Origin of the sequence: Citrobacter sp. Ce119 (assembly GCF_030334525.1) — a bacterium.
Lineage (GTDB): Bacteria > Pseudomonadota > Gammaproteobacteria > Enterobacterales > Enterobacteriaceae > Citrobacter > Citrobacter europaeus.
The window spans coordinates 108,735-133,712 of record NZ_JAOWDR010000013.1 but is presented as its reverse complement, the minus strand read 5'-3'; the positions used below and the strand labels follow the sequence as shown (position 1 = coordinate 133,712).

At 52.9% G+C, this 24,978-nt stretch carries 26 protein-coding genes; 17 read left to right on the top strand and 9 right to left on the bottom strand.

The window, feature by feature from the left end:
• Positions 1 to 121: 121 nt before the first annotated feature.
• Positions 122 to 880 carry a tRNA isopentenyl-2-thiomethyl-A-37 hydroxylase MiaE gene (miaE, locus tag OGV80_RS01095; protein WP_047406563.1) on the bottom strand — a complete coding sequence of 253 codons (759 nt, stop codon included), beginning with the start codon at positions 878 to 880 and terminating at the stop codon, positions 122 to 124.
• A 51-nt stretch (positions 881 to 931) separates the two neighbouring features.
• Positions 932 to 1,357, bottom strand: a complete 426-nt coding sequence (rraB, locus tag OGV80_RS01090) for a ribonuclease E inhibitor RraB (RefSeq protein WP_003025845.1) — start codon at positions 1,355 to 1,357, stop codon at positions 932 to 934.
• Positions 1,358 to 1,455: 98 nt separating this feature from the next.
• Here rraB and argL point away from each other — a divergent pair, with 98 nt between their 5' ends.
• Together argL and argF (OGV80_RS01085) are read left to right on the top strand one after the other, a co-directional pair.
• Entirely contained in the window at positions 1,456 to 1,551 is a 96-nt protein-coding gene (argL, locus tag OGV80_RS24450) for a putative translational regulatory protein ArgL (protein ID WP_370867251.1), read from the top strand.
• A complete protein-coding gene (gene argF, locus OGV80_RS01085; protein ID WP_043018248.1) occupies positions 1,521 to 2,525 on the top strand; it encodes an ornithine carbamoyltransferase in 1,005 nt (334 codons plus the stop codon). Before argL ends, argF (OGV80_RS01085) begins: the two co-directional genes overlap by 31 nt.
• 106 nt (positions 2,526 to 2,631) lie before the next feature.
• On the opposite strand, the gene OGV80_RS01080 is transcribed toward argF (OGV80_RS01085), so the two are convergent.
• The gene (locus tag OGV80_RS01080) at positions 2,632 to 3,084 is read right to left on the bottom strand and encodes a YhcH/YjgK/YiaL family protein (RefSeq protein ID WP_043018247.1); all 453 of its coding nucleotides are present in this window, start codon (positions 3,082 to 3,084) and stop codon (positions 2,632 to 2,634) included.
• Positions 3,085 to 3,756: 672 nt separating this feature from the next.
• On the opposite strand from OGV80_RS01080, the gene arcA reads away from it, so the two are divergent.
• The 5 genes from arcA to OGV80_RS01055 all read left to right on the top strand — a co-directional run bounded on the left by arcA (position 3,757) and on the right by OGV80_RS01055 (position 9,071).
• Entirely contained in the window at positions 3,757 to 4,977 is a 1,221-nt protein-coding gene (arcA, locus tag OGV80_RS01075) for an arginine deiminase (RefSeq protein WP_087052243.1), read from the top strand.
• A gap of 9 nt (positions 4,978 to 4,986) precedes the next feature.
• Complete coding sequence (gene arcC / locus OGV80_RS01070) at positions 4,987 to 5,919, top strand: carbamate kinase (RefSeq protein WP_043018245.1); 933 nt, start codon at positions 4,987 to 4,989, stop codon at positions 5,917 to 5,919.
• A 55-nt stretch (positions 5,920 to 5,974) separates the two neighbouring features.
• The gene (gene argF, locus OGV80_RS01065; protein WP_047406573.1) at positions 5,975 to 6,979 is read left to right on the top strand and encodes an ornithine carbamoyltransferase; all 1,005 of its coding nucleotides are present in this window, start codon (positions 5,975 to 5,977) and stop codon (positions 6,977 to 6,979) included.
• Positions 6,980 to 7,034: 55 nt separating this feature from the next.
• Positions 7,035 to 8,438 carry a YfcC family protein gene (locus OGV80_RS01060; protein ID WP_043018243.1) on the top strand — a complete coding sequence of 468 codons (1,404 nt, stop codon included), beginning with the start codon at positions 7,035 to 7,037 and terminating at the stop codon, positions 8,436 to 8,438.
• Positions 8,439 to 8,582: 144 nt separating this feature from the next.
• A complete protein-coding gene (locus tag OGV80_RS01055) occupies positions 8,583 to 9,071 on the top strand; it encodes an arginine repressor (protein WP_286513284.1) in 489 nt (162 codons plus the stop codon).
• Here OGV80_RS01055 and OGV80_RS01050 read toward each other — a convergent pair.
• Positions 9,041 to 9,181 (bottom strand): hypothetical protein, encoded by a 141-nt coding sequence (locus OGV80_RS01050; RefSeq protein WP_286513280.1) that lies wholly within the window; start codon positions 9,179 to 9,181, stop codon positions 9,041 to 9,043. The genes OGV80_RS01055 and OGV80_RS01050 overlap by 31 nt on opposite strands.
• Here OGV80_RS01050 and pyrL point away from each other — a divergent pair.
• The 5 genes from pyrL (at position 9,161) to ridA (ending at position 11,172) form a co-directional block, all read left to right on the top strand.
• Positions 9,161 to 9,262 carry a pyr operon leader peptide gene (gene pyrL / locus OGV80_RS01045; protein WP_003025819.1) on the top strand — a complete coding sequence of 34 codons (102 nt, stop codon included), beginning with the start codon at positions 9,161 to 9,163 and terminating at the stop codon, positions 9,260 to 9,262. The two genes, OGV80_RS01050 and pyrL, sit on opposite strands and share 21 nt — an antisense overlap.
• Positions 9,243 to 9,296 carry a pyrBI operon leader peptide gene (locus OGV80_RS24385; protein ID WP_106875647.1) on the top strand — a complete coding sequence of 18 codons (54 nt, stop codon included), beginning with the start codon at positions 9,243 to 9,245 and terminating at the stop codon, positions 9,294 to 9,296. The genes pyrL and OGV80_RS24385 overlap by 20 nt, the downstream gene beginning before the upstream one ends.
• Before the next feature lie 2 nt (positions 9,297 to 9,298).
• Entirely contained in the window at positions 9,299 to 10,234 is a 936-nt protein-coding gene (gene pyrB / locus OGV80_RS01040; protein ID WP_016151493.1) for an aspartate carbamoyltransferase, read from the top strand.
• 13 nt (positions 10,235 to 10,247) lie between these two features.
• Complete coding sequence (pyrI, locus tag OGV80_RS01035; RefSeq protein ID WP_043018241.1) at positions 10,248 to 10,709, top strand: aspartate carbamoyltransferase regulatory subunit; 462 nt, start codon at positions 10,248 to 10,250, stop codon at positions 10,707 to 10,709.
• Positions 10,710 to 10,785: 76 nt separating this feature from the next.
• Complete coding sequence (ridA, locus tag OGV80_RS01030) at positions 10,786 to 11,172, top strand: 2-iminobutanoate/2-iminopropanoate deaminase (protein WP_000047544.1); 387 nt, start codon at positions 10,786 to 10,788, stop codon at positions 11,170 to 11,172.
• 91 nt (positions 11,173 to 11,263) lie between these two features.
• Here ridA and OGV80_RS01025 read toward each other — a convergent pair whose 3' ends face one another.
• From OGV80_RS01025 to mgtL, 5 genes are all read right to left on the bottom strand, one after another.
• Positions 11,264 to 12,550 carry a TRAP transporter large permease gene (locus OGV80_RS01025; RefSeq protein ID WP_003839607.1) on the bottom strand — a complete coding sequence of 429 codons (1,287 nt, stop codon included), beginning with the start codon at positions 12,548 to 12,550 and terminating at the stop codon, positions 11,264 to 11,266.
• A 30-nt stretch (positions 12,551 to 12,580) separates the two neighbouring features.
• Positions 12,581 to 13,090, bottom strand: coding sequence for a TRAP transporter small permease (locus OGV80_RS01020; RefSeq protein WP_043018240.1), 510 nt, complete (start codon positions 13,088 to 13,090; stop codon positions 12,581 to 12,583).
• A gap of 62 nt (positions 13,091 to 13,152) precedes the next feature.
• Positions 13,153 to 14,130 (bottom strand): TRAP transporter substrate-binding protein, encoded by a 978-nt coding sequence (locus tag OGV80_RS01015; RefSeq protein ID WP_043018239.1) that lies wholly within the window; start codon positions 14,128 to 14,130, stop codon positions 13,153 to 13,155.
• 378 nt (positions 14,131 to 14,508) lie between these two features.
• Entirely contained in the window at positions 14,509 to 17,217 is a 2,709-nt protein-coding gene (gene mgtA / locus OGV80_RS01010) for a magnesium-translocating P-type ATPase (RefSeq protein ID WP_047406582.1), read from the bottom strand.
• Positions 17,218 to 17,361: 144 nt separating this feature from the next.
• Positions 17,362 to 17,415: a mgtA regulatory leader peptide MgtL gene (mgtL, locus tag OGV80_RS24380; RefSeq protein ID WP_191229402.1), complete on the bottom strand. Its 54-nt coding sequence runs from the start codon at positions 17,413 to 17,415 to the stop codon at positions 17,362 to 17,364.
• A 191-nt stretch (positions 17,416 to 17,606) separates the two neighbouring features.
• Here mgtL and treR point away from each other — a divergent pair, with 191 nt between their 5' ends.
• From treR to nrdG, 5 genes are all read left to right on the top strand, one after another.
• Positions 17,607 to 18,554: a trehalose operon repressor TreR gene (treR, locus tag OGV80_RS01005; protein WP_075145281.1), complete on the top strand. Its 948-nt coding sequence runs from the start codon at positions 17,607 to 17,609 to the stop codon at positions 18,552 to 18,554.
• Between the two features lie 157 nt (positions 18,555 to 18,711).
• Positions 18,712 to 20,130 carry a PTS trehalose transporter subunit IIBC gene (gene treB / locus OGV80_RS01000; RefSeq protein WP_286513274.1) on the top strand — a complete coding sequence of 473 codons (1,419 nt, stop codon included), beginning with the start codon at positions 18,712 to 18,714 and terminating at the stop codon, positions 20,128 to 20,130.
• 49 nt (positions 20,131 to 20,179) lie between these two features.
• Positions 20,180 to 21,832, top strand: coding sequence for an alpha,alpha-phosphotrehalase (treC, locus tag OGV80_RS00995; RefSeq protein ID WP_286513272.1), 1,653 nt, complete (start codon positions 20,180 to 20,182; stop codon positions 21,830 to 21,832).
• 409 nt (positions 21,833 to 22,241) lie between these two features.
• The gene (nrdD, locus tag OGV80_RS00990; RefSeq protein WP_043018234.1) at positions 22,242 to 24,380 is read left to right on the top strand and encodes an anaerobic ribonucleoside-triphosphate reductase; all 2,139 of its coding nucleotides are present in this window, start codon (positions 22,242 to 22,244) and stop codon (positions 24,378 to 24,380) included.
• A 120-nt stretch (positions 24,381 to 24,500) separates the two neighbouring features.
• On the top strand, positions 24,501 to 24,965 hold the full coding sequence (nrdG, locus tag OGV80_RS00985) for an anaerobic ribonucleoside-triphosphate reductase-activating protein (RefSeq protein ID WP_043018233.1): 465 nt from the start codon (positions 24,501 to 24,503) through the stop codon (positions 24,963 to 24,965).
• Positions 24,966 to 24,978 lie beyond the last annotated feature (13 nt).

Below are 24,978 nucleotides of genomic sequence, written 5' to 3'. Positions count from 1 at the left end.
CCCCTTCGCGTCTTTTGATTATCACGGCAGCAGCGAGTGATTTCCAGCCACCAGATTTTGCTAACAGAAACAGGAAGGATTAAACCGCGCGGCGATAGGCACCGCGCGTCTCAGAAGGGTGCTAAGCCGGTACGCCGCTGTGAAAACGGAATTCATCGTCGGGAGAGGTAATCAACGCGGCTTCGACTTCGCCAAAGAACCGCACCCGGCTACTGATATCATCAGCCGAAACCTGCTGCGCCAGCGCCAGATAGTCCTGATAGTGCCGCGCTTCGGATCGCAGTAGCGACAGATAAAACGCCTGTAAATCCTCATCCAGGTACGGCGCCAGCGCGGCGAACCGTTCACAGGAACGCGCCTCAATGTAAGCCCCGCAAATCAGTTTATCGATTAGCGTTAGTGGCTCGTGGGTGCGCACCTCTTTGAGCATGCCTTTGGCATAACGGCTGGCGGTAATTTTGACGTAGGGAATGTTGCGGCTCATCATCGCCTCACGCACCTGCCAGAAGTGGTGCAGCTCTTCTTTGATCAGCAAAACCATACTGTCGATAAGCTTGCGTCCCCACGGGTCGTCGGTTTGCGGCATCACGCTTTTGCTTATCTGTTTATTCAGCGCAATAAAATCCGGTTCATCCCCTTCTCTGAAAGCATACGCCTCATAGGGTTTCAGCCAGTCCAGCAGCGCCTGCGATCCCTGTTTATCTGCGACGTACTTACGCACCAGCAGCATGGCCGTTTGCGCCGCTTTCAGCTCACAGACGAGATGATCGGTCAGTAACAGTGGAAGATTCGCCGGATCTCGCGCTTTATCAAGCCAGGCCTGAGGCGTTTTACAGTGCAGGAAGTTGTGGATTGGGGAGAGTATTTGCAGGTAATCCATACGTAGTCCTTGGCCTACGGCAGCAAATGCCACCGTAGGTCAGCAGATGACTTAGTGACGCACGCCGTCATCATCTTCGTCGACGAGATCTTCATCGTCGCCGTCTTCACCTTCTTCGCCGTTCGGGTCTTCAAAATAGGTGCCCCAACCGTCGTATTCCACATCATATTTTTCAGCCAGGTTCATCAGTTGCTCAACCTGAGCGTCAATCAACTCGGCATTCAGAGCACATTCGCTCAGGATGTCACAGCAAATAACCGTGTCGCCTTCTTCCACTTCCAGCTCTTCCGGCTCGGTCACTTCATAACCCAGCTTGAAGGCTTCTACAGCCGCTTTTTCCAGGGTTTCAAAGTCATCTGCGGAAAGGTGATGCTCAATGGTGTACAGCGCGTCTGGATCGCTGCCATCTTCGAGTAGCTCTTCAATAATCAAGCGCGTTTCTTCACGCTGTTCTTCCAGTAGTTCCGGGTTTGCCATGGCTCGTTCCTCATAATGTCCTGCCGATACTCTTATTGTCACATACCGCTGACATTGCCTCCACCTTTCCAGGAAAGATTTGTTAAACAAGGTTGCAAATGAATAAACATCCATATAAATTGAATTTTAATTCAATAAATGGCCTAAGCCATGTGAGGGAACCATGTCTACGTTTTATCAGAAACATTTTTTGAAACTGCTTGATTTCACGTCTTCTGAACTCACGTCACTGCTCAAGCTCGCCGCACAGCTGAAGGCGGAGAAGAAAAACGGTACTGAGGTCGCTAAACTCACCGGTAAGAACATCGCGCTCATCTTCGAAAAAGACTCAACCCGTACCCGTTGCTCTTTCGAAGTTGCCGCATACGATCAGGGCGCGCGCGTAACGTATCTCGGATCGAGCGGCAGTCAGATTGGTCATAAAGAGTCGATCAAAGACACCGCCCGCGTGCTCGGTCGTATGTACGACGGTATTCAGTATCGGGGACACGGTCAGGAGATTGTCGAGACGCTGGCGGAATATGCCGGCGTTCCGGTATGGAACGGATTAACCAACGAGTTTCACCCTACCCAGCTGCTGGCCGACTTGCTCACAATGCAGGAACACCTGCCGGGGAAAGCGTTTAATGAGATGACGCTGGTCTACACCGGCGATGCCCGCAACAACATGGGCAATTCCATGCTGGAAGCCGCCGCGTTAACAGGGCTGGATCTGCGTCTGGTCGCGCCGCAGGCCTGCTGGCCGCAAGAAAGCCTGGTCGCGGAGTGCAAAGCGCAAGCGCTGAAAAACGGCGGCAATATTACGCTGACCGAAGATGTCGCCACGGGCGTGAAAGACGCGGACTTTATCTATACCGACGTCTGGGTATCAATGGGTGAAGCGAAAGAGAAGTGGGCCGAACGTATTGCGCTACTGCGTAAGTATCAGGTTAATAGCGCGATGATGGCGTTGAGCGGCAATCCGCAGGTGAAATTCCTGCACTGCCTGCCCGCGTTTCATGACGATCAAACCACGCTTGGCAAACAAATGGCGCAGGAATATGGTCTGCACGGCGGTATGGAAGTGACCGATGAGGTCTTTGAATCACCCGCCAGCATCGTATTTGATCAGGCGGAAAACCGGATGCACACCATCAAAGCGGTGATGGTGGCGACATTAGTGAAGTGAGAGCATGGATGAAAAGAATGCCGGATGGCGATGCTAAGCATCTTATCCGGCCTACAACCGCGCTCCCGTAGGCCGGGCAAGGCGAAGCCGCCCCCGGCAAATACGCTTATTCCACCCGCATTTTCACTACGGCTTTGCGTACCATCGCTGGGGCACCGACCGCGCACAGCGGTTTATGCACTTCGCCCGGATAGAACACCACGAAATCACCTTCATTCAGCACGACCGTTTTCTCCTGTACCCCTTCCGCCACGAAGGCGATATCTTTGTCAGCCAGCCAGTCAGTTTCCGGCGCGCCTGCAGGCTGGGTGCTGAAAGTCATTCCTTCCTGGCCTTTGAGCAGGATCTGAATATCCAGATAGCGGGCGTGATATTCGGCGCGGCGCTGCGCAAACGGCTCCGTCATATCTTCAGCAATCAGATAAAACAGACGATCGCCGTCGATGTCGTGCTTACCTTTTTCCGTCGCATCCGTCACATGCGCTTTAATGTGTTCAATCGCCTGACGCAGCTCTTCCGGCAGCCAGGCATCCAGGTTGTGAATATTGCCGACAATCATCTCAAACCCCTTAATTAAAACATCGTTTCATTTTAGTTGTTATACGAAAAAACGCTCTGCCATACCACTGCTATTTACCGATATTTTGCGTCAACGCATGTTTATCGCTGATGATGTTAAATAATTGCTAACTCTCAGCAACAGGTTATGCATAAACTTTGCATAACTTTCGGCTACCCTTTTTCAACCCCATCAGTAACCTACTGTTATTGAAAATTTTATTAGAAAAACCAGCTACCGGTCACAGTTCATCTCTCCTTCGTTATCCTTCTTCATCGTCATATTTATTTTGAAATAAACTTTACCGCGAAAATAATAAAATCATATATTCGCATAATAATTCACCACGCATAAAAAAGTACAAATAAATCAATATATTACTTATATTGCAACACTCTAAAAGTGTACATAAAATTAACACCAATAAATAACAAGACATATTCCCGCGTAGTAATTCAATTATTCGCATTTTTATTTTATTAATTCTCCGAGCCATATCATAAATTAAACATCAAAAGTCAAATATCGACCTGACTGTGAAATAAATCACGTTTCCTCATCAAATAAGATCTAAATATAGATTCTGAAATCAGCTGAAAAATCATGACTGCGATAAATATTATTTGCAGGCATCTCCTCTTTATTTTTTAAAATAGTATTAAAGGAATAATGATGGAAAAGCATTATGTCGGGTCGGAAATCGGTCAATTACGTAGCGTGATGCTACACCGCCCTAACCTCAGCCTAAAAAGGCTGACGCCGTCAAATTGTCAGGAACTGCTTTTTGATGATGTTCTTTCGGTAGAACGTGCAGGAGAAGAGCATGACATATTCGCCAACACGTTGCGTGAACAGGGAATTGAGGTTCTGTTACTGACTGATTTATTGACACAAACCCTGGATATCCCTGATGCCAAAAACTGGCTGTTGGATACACAAATTTCTGATTATCGCCTTGGCCCCGCTTTCGCCACGGATATTCGCGCCTGGCTTGCAGATATGCAGCATCGGGAACTCGCCCGGCATTTAAGCGGTGGGCTAACCTACGGAGAAATTCCTGCCTCAATCAAAAATATGGTGGTCGATACTCACGATATTAATGATTTCATTATGAAGCCATTACCAAACCACTTATTTACCCGCGACACCTCATGCTGGATATATAACGGTGTGTCCATTAACCCAATGGCTAAAACCGCGCGACAAAGAGAAACCAATAACCTAAGGGCGATCTACCGTTGGCACCCCCAATTTGCCGATGGTGAATTTATTAAATATTTCGGCGATGAAAATATTAATTACGACCACGCCACATTAGAAGGTGGAGATGTGCTGGTCATTGGTCGCGGCGCGGTTCTCATCGGTATGTCGGAACGCACAACGCCGCAAGGAATCGAGTTCCTTGCCCAGTCGCTATTCAGCCATCGCCAGGCAGAACGCGTCATTGCGGTCGAACTGCCTAAACATCGCTCCTGCATGCATCTCGATACCGTAATGACCCACATCGATATCGATACCTTCTCCGTCTACCCGGAAGTCGTGCGTCCTGATGTGCAGTGCTGGACCCTGACACCAGACGGGCGCGGCGGCCTGAAAAGGACGCCGGAAAATACGCTGCTCCATGCTCTCGAGAAAGCGCTGGGCCTCGACCAAATTCGGCTGATCACCACCGGTGGCGATGCCTTCGAAGCCGAACGTGAACAGTGGAATGACGCCAACAACGTCCTGACGCTTCGCCCCGGTGTGGTCGTAGGCTACGAGCGCAACATCTGGACCAACGAGAAATACGACAAAGCCGGCATCACCGTTTTACCCATTCCTGGCGACGAACTTGGACGCGGACGCGGCGGCGCACGCTGCATGAGCTGCCCACTGGAACGCGACGGTATTTAAGGAAAAGTCATGGAAAACAAACCTACCCTGGTTGTGGCTCTGGGCGGCAATGCATTACTTAAACGCGGCGAGCCGCTGGAAGCTGACATCCAACGCAAGAATATTGAGCTGGCAGCAAAAACTATCGCTCAACTCACGCAGCAATGGCGCGTGATCCTGGTACACGGCAATGGCCCTCAGGTTGGACTTTTGGCGTTGCAAAACAGCGCGTATGCCAGCGTCACCCCCTATCCGCTCGACATTCTCGGCGCGGAAAGTCAGGGAATGATTGGCTATATGCTGCAACAGGCGCTGAAAAACCAGCTTCCACAGCGTGAAATTAGTGTGCTGCTGACTCAGGTTGAAGTCGATGCTCACGATCCGGCTTTCAGCAATCCCACTAAATATATCGGGCCGATTTACGATGCCCCCCAGGCCAACGCATTGCAGGCGGAAAAAGGCTGGGTTTTCAAAGCTGATGGTCAAGCGTTCCGCCGCGTTGTGCCCTCTCCACAACCCAAACGTATCGTTGAAAGTGACGCTATTCGCACATTGATCGCCCGCGATCATTTGGTTATCTGCAACGGCGGCGGCGGTGTACCGGTGGTGGAAAAAGCCGATGGCTACCACGGTATTGAAGCGGTGATCGACAAAGATCTCTCCGCTGCCCTGCTCGCCAGCCAAATCAACGCCGATGCGCTGCTGATCCTGACTGACGCTGATGCCGTGTACCTCGACTGGGGCAAACCTACTCAGCGCCCGCTGACCCAGGTTACGCCGGAACTACTCGGTGAAATGCAATTCGACGCCGGTTCAATGGGCCCCAAAGTCACCGCCTGCGCGGAATTTGTCTCTCTCTGTCACGGAATAGCAGGCATCGGCTCATTGGCCGACGGTTCGGCCATCCTCGCCGGAGACAAAGGCACGCTCATTCGGCTCGAAACCACCGACGCTAACGCTTAGGGCTTTTTTGCCGGACGGCGCCTGCGCCATATCCGGCCTACATAAGGACATTTTCATGACTGTTAACCTGAAGAATCGCAATTTTCTCAAACTGCTGGATTACACCCCGACGGAAATCCAGTACCTGATCGATCTGGCTATCGAGTTAAAAACGGCAAAAAAGGCCGGGCGCGAAAGACAGACGCTGGTGGGTAAAAATATCGCGCTGATCTTCGAAAAAACCTCAACCCGCACCCGCTGCGCCTTTGAAGTCGGCGCTTTCGATCAGGGCGCACAGGTGACCTATCTCGGTCCAAGCGGATCGCAGATCGGTCACAAAGAATCGATGAAAGATACCGCCCGCGTGCTAGGCCGCATGTACGACGGCATTGAGTACCGCGGATACGGTCAGGACATTGTCGAGGAACTGGGGCAATTTGCCGGGGTTCCGGTATGGAATGGACTGACTAATGAATTTCACCCTACGCAGATCCTCGCGGATCTGATGACCATGCTGGAACACGCGCCGGGCAAAACCTTACCTGAACTGAGCTTCGCCTACCTCGGTGACGCCCGCAATAACATGGGTAATTCGCTGATGGTAGGCGCGGCGAAAATGGGGATGGACATCCGCCTCGTCGCCCCTAAATCCTTCTGGCCGGATGAAAAACTGGTTGCCGAATGCCGTGAAATCGCCGGCGTGACGGGCGCGCGCATTACGCTCACAGAGGATGTCGAGGAAGGCGTATACGACGTCGATTTCCTCTACACCGATGTCTGGGTCTCTATGGGCGAACCCAAAGAAGCCTGGGCAGAACGCGTAAGTCTGATGACGCCCTATCAGATTAACCAACGGGTCATCAACGCAACCGGTAACCCCAATGTGAAATTTATGCACTGTCTGCCCGCCTTCCATAACGAGCACACAAAAGTTGGACGTGAAATTGAAATGGCCTACGGCCTGAAAGGGCTTGAAGTCACGGAAGAGGTTTTTGAATCAGCGCATTCAATCGTCTTCGACGAAGCAGAGAACCGGATGCATACCATTAAAGCGGTAATGGTAGCGACCCTCGGCGACTAACCCCAGCGGGCATATGTCGCCTGACGGCATATGCCCAAGCTATCCGGAGAACATCATGGGCAAATTCAAATTTCCCAGTGCATATACCATCCTGTTTATTCTCATTGCGCTCGTCGCGGTTATGACCTGGATAGTCCCGGCAGGGAAATACCAGATGGCGATGAATGCGACCCTGGGTAAAGAAGTGCCGGTTGCCGGGACTTATGCCCCCACAGAAGCGCACCCGCAAGGTTTTACCGCTGTACTGCTGGCCCCGATTGACGGTCTTTACAACCACGAAACCTATACCGCAGGCGCAATTGATGTGGCGTTGTTTGTCCTGATTATTGGTGGGTTTCTCGGCGTAGTAAATAAAACAGGTGCCATCGACGCAGGTATCGAGCGCGTGACGGTCAGGTTGAACGGTAAAGAGGAGTGGATGATCCCCATTCTGATGGGACTTTTCGCCGCCGGAGGTACGATTTACGGGATGGCGGAGGAATCACTCCCATTCTACACATTGCTGGTTCCGGTAATGATGGCCGCACGCTTTGATCCGTTGGTTGCCGCCGCCACCGTTCTGCTCGGCGCAGGCATTGGCACACTCGGCTCGACAATCAACCCTTTCGCAACGGTTATCGCGGCTAACGCCGCCGGGATCCCCTTCACCCAGGGAATGCTGATGCGCATTCTGCTGCTGGTCGTCGGCTATGTTATCTGCGTGGTGTGGGTCATGCGCTATGCACGGAAAGTTCGCAGCCATCCTGAACTCTCCATCGTGGCAGATAAAATGGAGGAAAACCGCGTCCATTTTCTCGGTAGTCGCGCCAATACCAATCTTGAATTCACAACAACGCGTAAATGGATCCTGCTGATTTTCGCCGCTGCCTTTGCGGTTATGATCTATGGGGTGGCAGTGCTCGGTTGGTGGATGGCAGAAATTTCCGGGGTTTTTCTGGCATCTGCGATTATCGTCGGCGTCATCGCCCGCATGAGTGAGGAGGAATTTACTGGCACATTCATTGACGGGGCACGTGATCTGCTTGGCGTCGCGCTAATTATCGGTATTGCACGCGGCATCGTAGTGGTGATGGATAACGGCATGATCACCCATACTATCCTGCACAGTGCGGAAAATGTCGTCTCCGGACTTTCCACCACCATTTTCATCAATGTGACCTACTGGCTGGAAGTTTTGCTCTCCTTCCTGGTCCCTTCCTCTTCGGGTCTGGCGGTCCTCACCATGCCCATTATGGCCCCGCTGGCCGACTTCGCGCATGTCCCCAGGGATCTGGTCGTCACCGCGTATCAATCCGCTTCCGGCATTGTGAATCTGATTACGCCCACCTCAGCAGTTGTGATGGGCGGGCTGGCCATCGCCCGCGTTCCTTACGTGCGATACCTGAAATGGGTCGCCCCGCTCCTGCTCATTTTGACGTTACTGAACATGGCCGTTCTGAGTATCGGCGCGATGTTGTAGCCCTTTTAGCCGTCGGATCCCGACGGCTTTTTTGAGCGCACTCTCGTTTTTCTGCACAACCGCCCGTTTGAGCCGTTATTGATACTGCAAATGTGGTGAATTTCGCCATCACATTGATACAAATGATAAATTTAGGGTGTATTTATGAAGGAATTCGATGATTACTCGACCAAAGAGCAGAAACAACTGGCGATTTGTCAGCGCCTGATTACTGAAAAAAGCTACCTGTCCCAGGAAGCGCTTCGCCGCGATCTCCAACAGCATGGTTTTACCGGAATTAGCCAGTCAACGGTATCCCGTCTGCTGAAACTGCTCGGGGCTATAAAAATAAGAAATACAAAAGGGCAAAAAATTTATTCTGTAAATCCGCAATCACGACCCGCTCCCGATGCTGCCCGATCGATTGCTGAAATGGTGGTCAGCGTGGAACATAATAGCGAGTTTATCCTCATTCACACGGCAGCGGGTTATGGCCGTGCCGTTGCCAGAATCCTCGATTACCACGCGTTACCAGAGATTCTGGGGGTCATCGCTGGCAGCAGTATTGTCTGGGTTGCGCCGCGAGTAGTGCAGCGAACGGGGCTGGTGCACAAACAGATTAACTATCTATTTAAAATGAATTTAAATTCATAAGAACCGTTTGCGGTGAATAAATTGTGCATTTTCCGCTTGATCCCATAACGGAGCTGAGTATAATCGCGGACAATTTGCCGGGAGGATGTATGGTTCAGTGTGTACGACATTTTGTCTTACCGCGTCTGAAAAAGGACGCTGGCCTGCCGTTTTTCTTTCCGTTGATCACCCATTCCGAGCCCCTCAATTGAGGGGCTTTTTTTTTGCCCAGGCGTCAGGAGATAAACATGGCTAACCCGCTCTATCAAAAACACATCATTTCCATAAACGACCTCAGCCGCGACGACCTCAATCTGGTCCTCGCGACGGCGGCGAAATTAAAAGCTAACCCGCAGCCGGAGCTGTTAAAGCATAAGGTTATCGCCAGCTGCTTCTTTGAGGCGTCAACCCGTACCCGTTTATCCTTTGAAACCTCCATGCACCGCCTGGGCGCCAGCGTGGTGGGTTTTTCTGACAGCAGCAACACGTCGCTGGGCAAAAAAGGCGAAACCCTGGCCGATACCATTTCCGTCATCAGCACCTATGTCGACGCCATCGTCATGCGTCATCCGCAGGAAGGCGCCGCACGTCTGGCAACGGAGTTCTCCGGCAACGTTCCGGTACTGAACGCTGGCGACGGCTCCAACCAGCATCCCACCCAAACGCTGCTGGACCTGTTTACCATTCAGGAAACTCAGGGTCGCCTGGACAATCTGCAAATCGCCATGGTGGGTGACCTGAAATATGGCCGTACCGTCCACTCCCTGACCCAGGCGCTGGCGAAGTTCGAAGGTAACCGCTTCTACTTCATCGCCCCGGACGCGCTGGCCATGCCGCAATACATTCTGGATATGCTGAACGAAAAAGGTATCGCCTGGAGCCTGCACGGCACTATCGAAGAGGTGATGGCGGAGGTCGATATCCTCTACATGACCCGCGTACAGAAAGAGCGTCTGGACCCGTCCGAATACGCCAACGTGAAAGCACAGTTTGTCCTGCGCGCCAGCGATTTGAACGGCGCCAGAGCGAACATGAAGGTGCTGCATCCACTGCCGCGCATCGATGAGATCACCACCGACGTCGATAAGACGCCGCACGCCTGGTATTTCCAGCAGGCTGGCAACGGCATCTTCGCCCGCCAGGCGTTACTGGCACTGGTACTGAATAGCGAACTGGCACTGTAAGGGAGAAAAAGAGATGACACACGATAACAAACTGCAGGTTGAAGCCATCAAACGTGGCACCGTGATTGACCATATTCCCGCACAGGTTGGTTTTAAGCTGCTGACGCTGTTCAAACTGACGGAAACCGACCAACGCATCACCATCGGCCTGAACCTGCCGTCTGGCGAGATGGGCCGTAAAGATCTGATAAAGATTGAAAATACCTTCCTGACCGACGAGCAGGTAAACCAGCTCTCCCTGTATGCCCCGCAGGCAACGGTAAACCGCATTGACGATTATGATGTCGTGGGTAAATCGCGCCCGAGCCTGCCTGATCGTATCGACAACGTGCTGGTTTGCCCGAACAGCAACTGCATCAGCCATGCTGAACCAGTATCTTCCAGTTTTGCAGTGAAAAAGCGCGCTGATGACATCGCACTCAAATGCAAATACTGTGAAAAAGAGTTTTCGCATTATGTGGTGCTGGCCAACTAATTGGGGTTGGTTATGAAATGTGGCCTCTCTATAATGGCCGGGAACATTCTACTACCGCTGTAATTCAGGAGAAATCATGAGCAAGACTATCGCGACGGAAAATGCACCAGCAGCAATCGGCCCATACGTTCAGGGCGTTGACCTGGGTAGCATGGTAATCACTTCCGGTCAGATCCCGGTCGATCCGAAAACCGGTGCCGTAGCGGAAGACGTGTCCGCTCAGGCACGTCAGTCGCTGGAAAACGTAAAAGCTATCGTTGAAGCAGCAGGCCTGAAAGTGGGCGACATCGTAAAAACGACCGTTTTCGTTAAAGACCTGAACGATTTCGCAACCGTAAACGCGACCTACGAAGCATTCTTCACCGAGCACAACGCGACTTTCCCTGCGCGTTCTTGCGTAGAAGTTGCCCGTCTGCCGAAAGACGTGAAAATCGAGATTGAAGCGATCGCCGTTCGTCGCTAAGCCTCCTTGCGCCGGATGGCGGCTTCGCCTCGTCCGGCCAACGCACGGGTAGTTTACAGGCCCGGTAAGCGCGAGCGCCACCGGGCATTTATCACATCACACCAAACAGTTTCGGCAGGAACAGCGAAATCGCCGGAATGTACGTCACGAGCATCAGCACCAGGAATAGCACAAGGTAGAATGGCAACATCGCCTTTACCACCTGCTCTATTTTCTGCTTACTCACCGCACTGGCCACAAACAGCACCGACCCTACCGGCGGCGTAATCAGGCCGATCCCTAAGTTCACCAGCATGATCATGCCAAAATGGACCGGATCAATACCGAGCGCGTTGGTCACCGGCAGCAGAACCGGCGTCAAAATCAGGATCAGCGGCGCCATATCCATCAGCGTACCGATCAGCAGCAGCATGATGTTAATGCACATCAGAATGACGTATTTGTTGTCCGAGATGCTGGTGAAGGCTTCAGTGATACGCATCGGCAACTGCATATAGGTCATGACGGCACCGAACGCAGCGGCAAAGCCTATCAGGATCATGACAATAGTGACCGTTTTCACCGTGCGGAACATCAGCTTCGGCAGCTCAGACCATTTATAGTCACGATAGATAAACATGGTGACAAAGAAGGCCCACAGGCAGGCAATCGCCGCAGACTCCGTCGCGGTAAAGATACCTGACAGGATGCCGCCCATGATGATCACAACCGTCATCAATCCCCACAGCGTATCGACGAAAATCTTCAGCGCCTGGCGAAACGGTACGCGTTCCCCTTTTGGATAACCGCGTTTGTGCGCGAAAGCCACGCACATGACCATCAGGCTGAAGCTTAACAGCAGGCCCGGCAGGATCCCGGCGATGAACAGCGCGGCAATCGACACCGTCCCCCCCGTTGCCAGCGAGTAGATAACTGAGTTATGACTGGGCGGCGTGAGGATCGCCTGTACCGAGCCGCTGGCAGTGACCGCCGCGGCAAAGTCGCGCGGATAGCCTTTTTTATCCATCTCCGGGATCATTACCGAACCGATGGACGCGGTATCGGCCACGGACGATCCGGAAATGGCGCCAAAAAAGGTCGATGCCACAATGTTTACCAGCGACAGCCCACCGCGAATAAAGCCAACGAAAATATAGGCAAAGTTCACCAGTCGCCGCGCAATTCCTCCTTCGGCCATAATAGCCCCGGCCAGAATAAAGAATGGGATCGCCAGCAGCGAAAACTTATTCACCCCGCTGGTCAGTTGGATCATTACCGCTTCCAGCGGAATATCTATATACCAGGCCCCAATGATGGCGCTAATGCCAACCGCGTACGCTACCGGTACCCCAATCGCCAGCATAATGCCGAGCGTAAAGACGAGAATAAATGCATCCATCTGCTTTCCTTTCTGAAATGGGGGCGGTAACTAGCTGGTCGATCCCAGCATGACAACGGGACGTTGGTACTGCGGACCACGGAAAATCTTTTCTGCGATAAACAGCAGCGTTATGGCAGAGCCAATCGGCAACGGAAGATAGTTTTGCCCGGCGCTTAAAAGCGGGAATTCCGCCACGGGCTGGTCCCACAGTTCAAGACAGAGATTGGTTCCGTACCAGAGGATAAACAGGCTTATCGCCACCAGCATTACGTCTGCGATTACCGAACAATAACGGCGGGAAGCATCACCCAAACGGTCAGTCACCATGCTCACCGCGATATGCGAGCCTGCGCGATAGCTTACCGCAGCGCCAATAAAGGTGAATGTCACCATACAAAGAATGGCGACGGGTTCTGGCCATGACAGGGCGTTATTCAGAACATAACGCGCGAATATGCCAATAGGGATAATGGCGACCATGACCAATAATGCGATACCGGCAATCCACATTGACACTCGATAAAGAAAATCCATTACCGATGAATAGCATTCACCCATAATCATCACCTCGAATTAATCAAAAGATTCAGGCGGAGGGTTGATATCCTCCACCTGATGAATTACTTCACATCCTGAATACGTTTGATCAAATCCTGGTGGTCTTTACCGTAATTATCCCGCACTGACTGCGTGGCTTTATAGAAATAGTCCGTATCAATATCGTGGAACTGAACGCCATTGGCTTTCATGGTCTCCAGCGATTTCGCATTATAATCCTGCCAAAGTTTGCGTTGCTCTACCTGGGCTTCTTTAGCGAGTTTAATAATGAGATCCTGGTCTTCTTTTTTCAACTTATCCCATTTAGCTTTCGAGAACAGAAAAAGCTCAGGAATAATAAAGTGTTTGCTCCAGGTATAGTTTTTCACGACCGGCAAATAGTTATGCGCAACAAACGTTGGCGGATTATTTTCCGTGCCATCAATAACGCCGGTCTGCATGCCGCTAAATACTTCACTGACGCCCATCACAACGGCGTTAGCGCCCATCGCTTTCAGGGTATCCAGCGCTATCGGACTTCCTTGAACGCGGATTTTCATACCGTGTAAATCTTCCGGTTTCACCACCGGATTTTTGGTGATTAGATTGCGCGTTCCGGCATCCATCCAGCCGAGGAACACCAGCCGCGATTTGGTGTTGGCCGTCAGACGGTCGCCAATCTCCTGACCGATCATGCCGTCGAGAACCTTATGCAGATGGTCTTCATCACGAAAGATATACGGCAGGGTAAAGACGTTAATTTCAGGGAGAATGGCGGCAACCGGCGTCATTGAAACGCGAATAATATCGATAGCGCCCAATTGCGCCTGTTCAATCATCTGTTTTTCATCACCTAACACGCCACCGGGAAATGTTTTAATCTCCAGACGACCGTCGGTCGCGGCGCTAAGTTTCTCCCCCATATGTTTGACGGCAACAACGTTCGGGTAATCAGCCGGATGCACATCTGCGGCGCGAAAGGTTTGTGCCAGCGTGGCATGACTCGCCAGTAATACAGACGCGCCAATACACAGACTTAACAGGTTTTTTGTCAGTTTCATTTGTCCTTCTCCAGAAGTTCATAATATCCATTAACAGGAATAGCTTGCAGAGCAAATGACTGCCGGAATTAAAAACGGGCAGCGAGAAACTTTCTTAACGACGTTACCTGCGCAGACTAACTGGTGTAACAATTTATTTCGATGACTGTGTTCACAAAAAATCGCAGATGCTTATAATTTTTAGCACACTGTTTCATTTTTGCAACGCAGATCGTTTTATTGATAAAAAAGCAAAGCAAAGAAGGGGATTTGATACTAATTGCCCGCGTTGGTATTTCAATAAAAATAAAACACCAATATTTCCGGAGAATATCTTTCGAATGAAAAAGAGAAATGCAGGATGGTATTAACACCATCCTGCAGAAGAGAAGTTGAGGATTACTGCCAGCCGTAGCGGCGGCTATAAAAACCTTTCACAAGCTGGGTTAATGTCATGTAACCCGCCAGAATCGCAACCAGCCACGGGAAGTAGCTCAGCGGCAGCGCCTGCAACTGCAGATAGCTGGCCAGCGGCGAGAACGGTAATGCAATGCCCACCACCATTACCACCAGCGTCATTAGCATCAACGGCCATGCGGCGCGGCTTTGGATGAACGGCACGCGACGGGTACGGATCATATGCACAATCAGCGTTTGTGACAGCAAGCCCACCACGAACCAGCCAGACTGGAACAATGTCTGATGCTCTGGCGTATTAGCATGGAACACGAACCACATCAGGCAAAATGTCAGAATGTCGAAGATCGAGCTGATCGGTCCAAAGAAAATCATAAAGCGGCCTAATTCAGCGGGATTCCAGCGCTGCGGCTTTTTGATCTGCTCTTCGTCGACATTATCAAACGGAATCGCCACCTGGGATACATCGTACAGCAGGTTCTGGATCAGTAAGTGCAGCGGCAACATCGGCAGGAACGGTAAGAAGGCGCTCGCCACCAGCACGCTAAACACGTTACCGAAGTTAGAACTGGCCGTCATTTTAATGTACTTCAGCATGTTAGAAAAAGTACGGCGTCCTTCGATCACCCCTTCTTCCAGCACCATCAGACTCTTTTCCAGCAGGATGATATCAGCAGCTTCACGCGCAATATCAACCGCGCCGTCAACGGAGATACCGATGTCCGCAGCGCGCAGCGCCGGGGCGTCGTTAATGCCATCGCCCATAAAGCCGACCACATGACCTTCGCGCTTGAGCAGCGTGACAATGCGCTCTTTATGCATCGGCGTCAGACGAGCAAACAGCGTGGTACGCTGGGCAAGTCGGGCCAGCTCATCGTCACTTAACCCCTCAATGCTGCTGCCGATAACCACATCGCCCGCATCCAGCCCCACTTCATGACACACTTTCGCCGCCACCAGCTCGCTATCGCCAGTGAGGATTTTCACCGTAATACCGCTGGCTTTCAGCGCTTTCAGCGCCGGCGCAGTGGTCTCTTTCGGCGGATCGAGGAACGCGATATAGCCTTCGAGGATCAGATCCGACTCATCAATACGCTGGTAATCGCCCTCACGCGCAGGCAGGTACTTCGTCGCCACCGCTACCACGCGCAGCCCCTGGCGGTTCAGCGTGTCCGTGACGCGTTTCACCCGACGCAGCATGTTGTCATCTAACGGGACAATCTCACCGTTGTGGCGCACCTGGGTACAGACGTTGAGGATCTCCTGCAACGCGCCTTTACACACCAGTTGATGCACATCGGTTTCTTCTGCGACCACCACCGACATGCGGCGGCGTTCGAAATCAAACGGGATCTCATCGATTTTCTGCCAGCGGGTAGAGAGCTGACGGGCAGATTCTTCGTCCACGCCCTCCAGCACCGCCGTATCCAGCAGATTCTTCAGCCCGGTCTGATAATGGCTGTTCAGCCACGCAGAATGCAGGACGTGTTCGCTGGGCTTTCCTGAGATATCCGTATGATTCTCCAGGACAATTTTATCCTGAGTCAGGGTACCGGTTTTATCAGTGCACAGGATATCCATTGCGCCAAAGTTTTGGATGGCGTCGAGGTGTTTGACGATGACCTTTTGTTTTGACAGCTTCACCGCCCCGCGCGCCAGCGTCGAGGTGACGATCATTGGCAGCATTTCCGGGGTCAGTCCCACTGCCACAGACAGGGCAAACAGCGCCGCTTCCCACCAGTCGCCTTTGGTATAGCCGTTGATGATGAGCACAATGGGCGCCATCACCAGCATAAAGCGGATCAGCAGCATGCTGACGCGGCTGATCCCTTTCTGGAATGCATTTTGCTCGCTTTCCTGCTCGCTGACGCGGCCCGCCAGTTGCCCAAACCAGGTATTAGCTCCGGTTGAAATCACGATGGCCTGTGCCGTGCCGCTCACCACGTTGGTGCCCATAAAGCACAGGGTATCGCATTCCAGCGGGTTACTTTGCTGCGGGTCGCGGCTGGTTGCAACTTTCTCCACTGGCAGCGATTCACCGGTCAGCGAAGCCTGGGCCACGAACAGGTCACGCGCCTGCACCACGCGCAGATCGGCCGGGATCATATCTCCTGCCGCCAGCTTGATAATATCGCCGGGAACCAACTGGTCGATCGGCAGTTCAACCCAGCCATTCTCCCCTTTCTCGTTAATAACGCGCAGTACCGTGGCGGTGTTGCTGACCATCGCTTTCAGCGCATCTGCCGCTTTGGTGGAACGCGCCTCCTGCACAAAATTCAGCAGCGTAGAGATGACGACCATCAGCGCGATGACGCCAGCGGCAAACAGATCTTCGGTGGCATAGGAAATCGCACCGAGGATGGTCAGCAGAATGTTAAACGGGTTACGATAGCAGACCCACAGATGCACCCACCATGGCGACGGCTTCTGCGCCGGCAACTGGTTCTCGCCATGTAATTCGCGAGCGTTTTCCACTTCCGCGGCGTTCAACCCTTCTGGGTGCGTGCCGAACGTTTTCCACAGCGCTTCTTCGTCCATTAGGGCCATTTTCAGGCAATGTTCGCTCAGCGATGGCGGGATCGGCGTGCTGGCAACGGTCTGGGCATTAGGCAACGGATCGCGATGCACCAGACGATGCGGTAAATGGCGGTTTAGTCGGGCAAACAACTGGCGAGTCATATTTTTGAACATAGGCAGTCCCTCTGCACCAGTATAAACAGGCGCAGTAAATCCTTCAGGCGTGGCAAGGCCTTGCCTGATGGCAATTATTAAATCACAACAGGGACGTCAGAACGTCACTGTCTTACTGTTCCGGTAAGACAGTGAAAGACAGGCTTACCGGAAAGGGTTGTTTCTCCGTCTCGGGAGAGGGGTGGGATCGGGATCCATATAGCCTCCGGTAAGTGAATGATTTGCGCTGCGGATTATACGCAGAAAACCATAAGGTTTGTGGCAATTATGGCGATATGATAAACCATGGAAACTAAACCAAACGTATACCAGACTTTGCCCATTGCACCGCGCTTGAGTAAAGTTATTCTCTATTTGGCATAACTTCACACGCAACACGGGAAAACAGGATGCAAAACCGGCTGACAATTAAAGACATCGCCCGCTTAAGCGGCGTGGGAAAATCGACCGTTTCCCGTGTGCTTAACAATGAAAGCGGCGTGAGCGAACGCACGCGCGAACGCGTTGAAGCGGTGATGAACCAGCACGGTTTTTCCCCTTCCCGCTCCGCACGCGCCATGCGCGGTCAAAGTGATAAGGTGGTGGCGATTATCGTCACGCGTCTGGACTCGCTTTCGGAAAATCTCGCGGTGCAAACCATGCTACCGGTCTTTTATGAGCAGGGCTACGACCCGATCATGATGGAAAGCCAGTTCTCGCCCGAGCTGGTTGAGGAGCACCTCGGCATGCTCAGACGCCGCAATATTGACGGCGTGGTGCTGTTTGGTTTTACCGGCATTACTGAATCCATGCTCGCCTCCTGGCAGGATTCGCTGGTGCTGCTGGCAAGAGATGCGAAAGGCTTTGCCTCGGTCTGCTATGACGATGAGGGCGCCATTCGCACCCTGATGCAGCGTTTATACGATCGCGAGCATCGCCAGATCAGCTTTCTTGGCGTTCCTCATAGCGACGTAACCACCGGTAAGCGCCGCCATGAAGCCTACCTGGCGTTCTGTAAGAAACACAAACTGCACCCCGTCGCCGCGCTGCCGGGTCTGGCCATGAAGCAGGGCTATGAGCAGGCCGCCAACGTCATCACCCCAGAAACCACCGCTTTAGTCTGCGCGACGGATACCCTCGCCCTTGGGGTCAGTAAATATTTGCAGGAGCAGCGAATAGAGAACCTGCAGCTGGCGAGTGTGGGCAGCACGCCGCTGATGAAATTCCTCCATCCGGAAATTATCACCGTCGATCCAGGATACGCTGAAGCCGGACGACAAGCGGCCTCACAGCTGGTCGAGCAGATCAACGGCCGTAGCGAACCACGACAAATCGTTATACCTTCCGCCCTCTCCTGATCGCTTTCTGAGCGTTAATTTGTGATCTTCGCTGCGTTTCGGGAACGTTCCCATTTTTAAAATTTCATCGACGATATACTCTGGCGCCAACAACGAGAGAGTTGCCGAATGACGACGCTACAGCGTCTTTTCCGGTCTACGGGGAACACACATCATCATGAGCAAAATAAAACAAGCAGACATCGACCGGCTGATTGAGCTGGTAGGCGGGCGCGACAATATCGCCACGGTGAGTCACTGCATTACTCGCCTGCGTTTTGTGCTGAATCAGCCTGCGAATGCCAGGCCGAAAGAGATCGAACAATTGCCGATGGTCAAAGGCTGCTTCACCAACGCCGGACAGTTTCAGGTGGTGATTGGCACCGAGGTGGGCGACTACTACCAGGCGCTGTTGGCGACAACCGGGCAGGCCAGCGCCGACAAAGAGCAGGCGAAAAAGGCCGCGCGACAGAATATGAAATGGCACGAACAGCTCATTTCTCATTTTGCGGAGATCTTCTTCCCGCTGCTGCCTGCGCTGATTAGCGGCGGCCTGATCTTAGGTTTCCGTAACGTGATCGGCGATCTGCCCATGAGCAACGGGCAGACGCTGGCGCAGATGCATCCTTCGCTGAAAACCCTTTATGACTTCCTGTGGCTGATTGGCGAAGCGATCTTCTTCTATCTGCCGGTCGGGATCTGCTGGTCGGCGGTGAAAAAAATGGGCGGTACGCCGATCCTCGGAATTGTACTGGGCGTGACCCTGGTTTCTCCGCAGTTAATGAACGCCTATCTGCTCGGCCAGCAGGTGCCTGAAGTGTGGAACTTCGGCCTGTTCAGCATTGAGAAAGTCGGCTATCAGGCGCAGGTTATTCCGGCACTGCTGGCCGGACTGGCGCTCGGATTTATTGAAACGCGCATGAAACGCATCGTGCCGGATTATCTGTATCTGGTGATCGTCCCGGTGTGCTCGCTGATCCTTGCGGTATTCCTTGCGCACGCCTTTATCGGTCCGTTTGGCCGCATGATCGGCGACGGTGTCGCGTTTGCGGTCCGGCATCTGTTGACCGGCAGCTTTGCCCCGATCGGCGCGGCGCTGTTCGGCTTCCTGTACGCACCGCTGGTGATCACCGGCGTGCATCAGACCACGCTGGCTATCGACATGCAGATGATTCAGAGCATGAGCGGTACGCCGGTATGGCCGCTGATCGCACTGTCGAATATCGCCCAGGCCTCTGCGGTGGTCGGGATCATTATCTCCAGTCGTAAACACAACGAACGTGAAATCTCCGTTCCTGCCGCAATCTCCGCTTATCTCGGGGTAACTGAACCGGCAATGTACGGGATCAACCTGAAATACCGCTTCCCGATGCTGTGCGCGATGATCGGCTCCGGTCTCGCCGGACTGCTGTGCGGCCTGAACGGTGTGTTGGCGAATGGGATTGGCGTCGGCGGCTTGCCGGGCATCCTCTCCATTCAGCCGACCTACTGGCAGGTCTTTGGTATGGCGATGGTCATTGCGATTGTTATCCCAATGGTACTGACCTCATTCGTTTACCAGCGTAAATACCGTCTGGGTACATTACAAATTGTCTAACTTTTCTTCGGGGCGCAGTTGCGCCCCAGCGTATTTCCAGGAAACAACCATGAATATTCCCCACTGGTGGCAAAACGGCGTTATCTATCAGGTTTACCCCAAGAGTTTTCAGGACACCACCGGCAGCGGCACCGGCGATTTACGCGGCGTAACGCAGCGTCTCGACTATCTGCAAAAGCTGGGGGTCGATGCCATCTGGCTGACGCCGTTCTATATTTCGCCGCAGGTTGATAACGGCTACGACGTCGCGGATTACATGTCTGTCGATCCGTCCTACGGTACGCTTGCAGACTTTGACGAACTGGTAGCGCAGGCAAAAGCGCGCGGTATCCGTATTATTCTTGATATGGTGTTTAACCACACCTCAACTCAGCACGCCTGGTTTCGTGAAGCGCTGGATAAAGACAGCCCGTATCGTCAGTTTTATCTCTGGCGCGACGGCACGCCAGACAGCCCGCCGAATAACTGGCGTTCCAAATTTGGCGGCAACGCCTGGGGTTGGCACGCCGAAAGCGAGCAGTACTATCTGCACCTCTTTGCTCCGGAGCAGGCCGACCTTAACTGGGAGAACCCGGCGGTCCGTGCCGAGCTTAAGAAAGTGTGCGAGTTCTGGGCCGATCGCGGCGTGGACGGGCTGCGTCTCGACGTGGTCAATCTTATCTCCAAAGATCAGGACTTCCCGAACGATCCTGACGGCGATGGCCGCCGTTTTTATACCGATGGTCCGCGCGCGCATGAATTTTTACGCGAGATGAATCGCGACGTCTTCACACCCCGCAACCTGATGACGGTCGGGGAAATGTCGTCCACCACGCTGGAAAACTGCCAGCAGTACGCCGCACTCGATGGCAGCGAACTGTCGATGACCTTTAACTTCCACCACCTGAAAGTGGATTACCCTAACGGCGAAAAGTGGTCGTTAGCAAAACCCGACTATGTGGCGCTCAAAACCCTGTTCCGCCACTGGCAGCAGGGCATGCACAATCAGGCCTGGAATGCGCTGTTCTGGTGTAACCACGATCAGCCGCGCATCGTGTCGCGTTTTGGCGATGAAGGGAAATACCGCGTTCCGTCGGCCAAAATGCTGGCGATGGTGCTGCATGGCATGCAGGGCACCCCCTACATCTACCAGGGGGAAGAGATTGGCATGACCAACCCGCATTTCCGCCAGATTACCGATTATCGCGATGTGGAAAGCCATAACATGTTTGCCACCCTGAACGGCCAGGGACGCGATGCGCAAGAGCTGCTGGCGATCCTCGCCAGCAAATCCCGCGATAACAGCCGCACGCCGATGCAATGGGATGCCAGCAAACACGCGGGCTTCACCGCGGGTCAGCCGTGGATCGATCTGTGTGACAACGCGGCGGATATCAACGTAGCGGCAGCGCTGAGTGATACCGACTCGGTGTTCTATACCTATCAGAAGCTGATCGCCTTACGCAAAGCGGAGCCAGTTATCACCTGGGGCGACTACCAGGATCTGCTGCCGGACAGCCCGCATCTGTGGTGCTATCAACGAGAGTGGCAAGGCCAACGGCTGCTGGTGATTGCTAATTTGAGCGATACCGTCCAGAACTGGCAGCCGACCCAAACCGACGGAAACTGGCAGGTGCTAATGCACAACTATGCCGAAGTCGCCAGCCAACCTGCAGACATGACGCTACGTCCTTTTGAAGCCGTCTGGTGGGTGCAAAAATAGCTTGCAATTATGTTCTGGCCCGGTACGCATAGCGCTGCCGGGCTTTGTTACATACGCTTAGCTTACCCTTCTGTTTTTGCTGAATAAATAATCAGAATTTTCTACCTACAATTTACAATCGGCTGTACTGCCCGTCATCTGTACGCTCCGATTTTTACTTTGCGCTACATCAAAAAAATCGTAAACATCCTTGATGCAAATCACTACATATAGAACTTAAAATGCACGCCGACCCAATATGTTGTATTAATCGACTACAATTGCTACAACTACAGTGCACCGCTTGACGGTGGAATTGTGGATAAAGTGGGTCAGGATTGCGGGAAGTCATTGGCAATAGAGATGAATAAAGCCATGGCCGCTTCCCCAACCTCTGTGGATAACCTGTTCTTATAAATATGGAGTGATCATGACACCGCATGTGATGAAACGAGATGGCTGTAAAGTGCCGTTTAAATCAGAGCGCATCAAAGAAGCCATTCTGCGTGCAGCTAAAGCAGCGGGAGTCGATGACGCAGATTACTGTGCCACCGTCGCAGAAGTCGTTAGTAGCCAGATGAATGAGCGCAGCAAGGTCGATATCAACGAGATCCAGACAGCGGTAGAAAACCAGCTGATGTCTGGCCCGTATAAACAACTCGCCCGTGCGTACATCGAATATCGCCACGACCGTGATATACAGCGTGAAAAACGTGGCCGTCTGAACCAGGAAATTCGTGGTCTGGTTGAGCAAACCAACTCTGCTCTGCTGAATGAAAACGCCAACAAAGACAGCAAAGTGATCCCGACCCAGCGCGACCTGCTGGCCGGTATCGTTGCCAAACACTACGCACGTCAGCACCTGCTGCCGCGTGATGTCGTCCAGGCGCACGAGCGTGGTGATATTCACTATCACGACCTCGACTACTCTCCGTTCTTCCCAATGTTTAACTGCATGCTGATCGACCTGAAAGGCATGCTGACGCAGGGTTTTAAAATGGGTAACGCGGAGATTGAACCGCCAAAATCCATCTCTACCGCGACCGCCGTCACCGCGCAAATCATCGCGCAGGTTGCCAGCCATATTTATGGCGGCACCACCATTAACCGTATTGACGAAGTTCTCGCACCGTTCGTGACCGAGAGCTTTAACAAGCATCGCAAAACCGCTGAAGAGTGGCAGATCCCGGACGCCGACGGCTATGCGCATTCCCGTACCGAGAAAGAGTGCTACGACGCCTTCCAGTCGCTCGAGTATGAAGTGAATACCCTGCATACCGCCAACGGTCAGACGCCGTTTGTTACCTTCGGTTTTGGTCTGGGAACCAGTTGGGAATCGCGTTTGATCCAGCAGTCCATTCTGCGTAACCGCATTGCTGGCCTGGGTAAAAACCGTAAAACTGCGGTCTTCCCGAAACTGGTGTTCGCAATTCGTGACGGTCTGAACCACAAGTTTGGCGATCCGAACTACGACATCAAACAGCTGGCGCTGGAGTGCGCGAGCAAGCGTATGTATCCGGACATCCTGAACTACGATCAGGTAGTCAAAGTCACCGGTTCGTTCAAAACGCCAATGGGCTGTCGCAGCTTCCTCGGCGTGTGGGAAAACGAGAACGGCGAACAGGTTCACGATGGCCGTAACAACCTCGGCGTTATCAGCCTCAACCTGCCGCGTATCGCGCTGGAAGCCCATGGCGATGAAGCCACCTTCTGGAAACTGCTCGACGATCGTCTGGTGCTGGCGCGTAAAGCGCTGATGACCCGTATTGCGCGTCTGGAAGGCGTGAAAGCTCGCGTTGCGCCGATTCTGTATATGGAAGGTGCCTGCGGCGTGCGTCTGAAAGCGGACGATGACGTGTCAGAAATCTTTAAAAACGGTCGCGCGTCCATCTCTCTGGGCTACATCGGCATTCACGAGACCATCAACGCGCTGTTTGGCGACAAGCACCTGTACGACAGTGAGCAGCTTCGCGCCAAAGGTATCGCCATTGTGGAACGCCTGCGTCAGGCGGTCGATCAGTGGAAAGACGAGACCGGTTACGGCTTTAGCCTGTACAGCACGCCAAGTGAAAACCTGTGCGATCGTTTCTGCCGCCTGGATACCGCCGAGTTTGGCGTAGTGCCGGGTGTCACCGACAAAGGTTACTACACCAACAGCTTCCACCTCGACGTAGAGAAGAAGGTAAACCCGTACGACAAGATCGATTTCGAAGCGCCGTACCCGCCGCTGGCAAGCGGAGGCTTCATTTGCTACGGCGAATACCCAAATATTCAGCACAACCTGAAAGCGCTGGAAGACGTCTGGGATTACAGCTATCAGCACGTGCCGTATTACGGGACTAACACGCCAATCGATGAATGCTACGAGTGCGGCTTTACCGGCGAGTTCGAATGCACCAGCAAAGGCTTCACCTGCCCGAAATGTGGTAACCACGACGCGGCCCGCGTGTCGGTCACCCGCCGCGTATGCGGTTATTTAGGCAGCCCGGACGCGCGTCCGTTTAACGCTGGTAAGCAGGAAGAAGTGAAGCGCCGCGTTAAGCATTTAGGCAATGGGCAGATAGGTTAATTTCCGTTTGCAAAGGCCGTAGGCCTGATAAGACGCAATAGCGTCGCCATCAGGCATCACAATGTTGCCGGATGCGGTGCAAGCACCTTATCCGGCCTACATGCTTTCTGGACATCCTCTATGCAATACCACCAATATTACCCCGTCGATATCGTCAATGGCCCCGGAACCCGCTGCACCCTGTTTGTCTCCGGGTGCGTGCACGAATGCCCCGGTTGCTATAACAAAAGCACCTGGCGGCTCAATTCCGGCGAACCGTTTACCAAAGAGATGGAAGATAAGATCATTGCCGATCTGAACGACACGCGCATTCACCGTCAGGGGATTTCGCTGTCCGGCGGCGATCCGCTGCATCCGCAAAACGTGCCGGATATTCTGCAACTGGTACAGCGTATTCGCGCTGAGTGTCCGGGAAAAGATATCTGGGTGTGGACCGGCTATAAGCTTGACGAACTCAACGCTGCGCAAATGCAGGTGGTGGATCTCATCAACGTGCTGGTCGACGGCAAATTTGTGCAGGATCTGAAAGACCCGGCGTTGATCTGGCGCGGCAGCAGCAACCAGGTGGTACATCATTTGCGTTAACACGCGATCTGGA

Excerpts from the sequence above, each read along its gene's own strand:
- miaE (WP_047406563.1), bottom strand. The coding sequence starts at position 880 with ATGGATTACCTGCAAATACTCTCCCCAATCCACAACTTCCTGCACTGT.
- rraB (WP_003025845.1), bottom strand. The coding sequence starts at position 1,357 with ATGGCAAACCCGGAACTACTGGAAGAACAGCGTGAAGAAACGCGCTTG.
- argL (WP_370867251.1), top strand. The coding sequence starts at position 1,456 with ATGAATAAACATCCATATAAATTGAATTTTAATTCAATAAATGGCCTA.
- argF (WP_043018248.1), top strand. The coding sequence starts at position 1,521 with ATGTCTACGTTTTATCAGAAACATTTTTTGAAACTGCTTGATTTCACG.
- OGV80_RS01080 (WP_043018247.1), bottom strand. The coding sequence starts at position 3,084 with ATGATTGTCGGCAATATTCACAACCTGGATGCCTGGCTGCCGGAAGAG.
- arcA (WP_087052243.1), top strand. The coding sequence starts at position 3,757 with ATGGAAAAGCATTATGTCGGGTCGGAAATCGGTCAATTACGTAGCGTG.
- arcC (WP_043018245.1), top strand. The coding sequence starts at position 4,987 with ATGGAAAACAAACCTACCCTGGTTGTGGCTCTGGGCGGCAATGCATTA.
- argF (WP_047406573.1), top strand. The coding sequence starts at position 5,975 with ATGACTGTTAACCTGAAGAATCGCAATTTTCTCAAACTGCTGGATTAC.
- OGV80_RS01060 (WP_043018243.1), top strand. The coding sequence starts at position 7,035 with ATGGGCAAATTCAAATTTCCCAGTGCATATACCATCCTGTTTATTCTC.
- OGV80_RS01055 (WP_286513284.1), top strand. The coding sequence starts at position 8,583 with ATGAAGGAATTCGATGATTACTCGACCAAAGAGCAGAAACAACTGGCG.
- pyrL (WP_003025819.1), top strand. The coding sequence starts at position 9,161 with ATGGTTCAGTGTGTACGACATTTTGTCTTACCGCGTCTGAAAAAGGAC.
- OGV80_RS01050 (WP_286513280.1), bottom strand. The coding sequence starts at position 9,181 with ATGTCGTACACACTGAACCATACATCCTCCCGGCAAATTGTCCGCGAT.
- pyrB (WP_016151493.1), top strand. The coding sequence starts at position 9,299 with ATGGCTAACCCGCTCTATCAAAAACACATCATTTCCATAAACGACCTC.
- pyrI (WP_043018241.1), top strand. The coding sequence starts at position 10,248 with ATGACACACGATAACAAACTGCAGGTTGAAGCCATCAAACGTGGCACC.
- ridA (WP_000047544.1), top strand. The coding sequence starts at position 10,786 with ATGAGCAAGACTATCGCGACGGAAAATGCACCAGCAGCAATCGGCCCA.
- OGV80_RS01025 (WP_003839607.1), bottom strand. The coding sequence starts at position 12,550 with ATGGATGCATTTATTCTCGTCTTTACGCTCGGCATTATGCTGGCGATT.
- OGV80_RS01020 (WP_043018240.1), bottom strand. The coding sequence starts at position 13,090 with ATGGGTGAATGCTATTCATCGGTAATGGATTTTCTTTATCGAGTGTCA.
- OGV80_RS01015 (WP_043018239.1), bottom strand. The coding sequence starts at position 14,130 with ATGAAACTGACAAAAAACCTGTTAAGTCTGTGTATTGGCGCGTCTGTA.
- mgtA (WP_047406582.1), bottom strand. The coding sequence starts at position 17,217 with ATGTTCAAAAATATGACTCGCCAGTTGTTTGCCCGACTAAACCGCCAT.
- treR (WP_075145281.1), top strand. The coding sequence starts at position 17,607 with ATGCAAAACCGGCTGACAATTAAAGACATCGCCCGCTTAAGCGGCGTG.
- treB (WP_286513274.1), top strand. The coding sequence starts at position 18,712 with ATGAGCAAAATAAAACAAGCAGACATCGACCGGCTGATTGAGCTGGTA.
- treC (WP_286513272.1), top strand. The coding sequence starts at position 20,180 with ATGAATATTCCCCACTGGTGGCAAAACGGCGTTATCTATCAGGTTTAC.
- nrdD (WP_043018234.1), top strand. The coding sequence starts at position 22,242 with ATGACACCGCATGTGATGAAACGAGATGGCTGTAAAGTGCCGTTTAAA.
- nrdG (WP_043018233.1), top strand. The coding sequence starts at position 24,501 with ATGCAATACCACCAATATTACCCCGTCGATATCGTCAATGGCCCCGGA.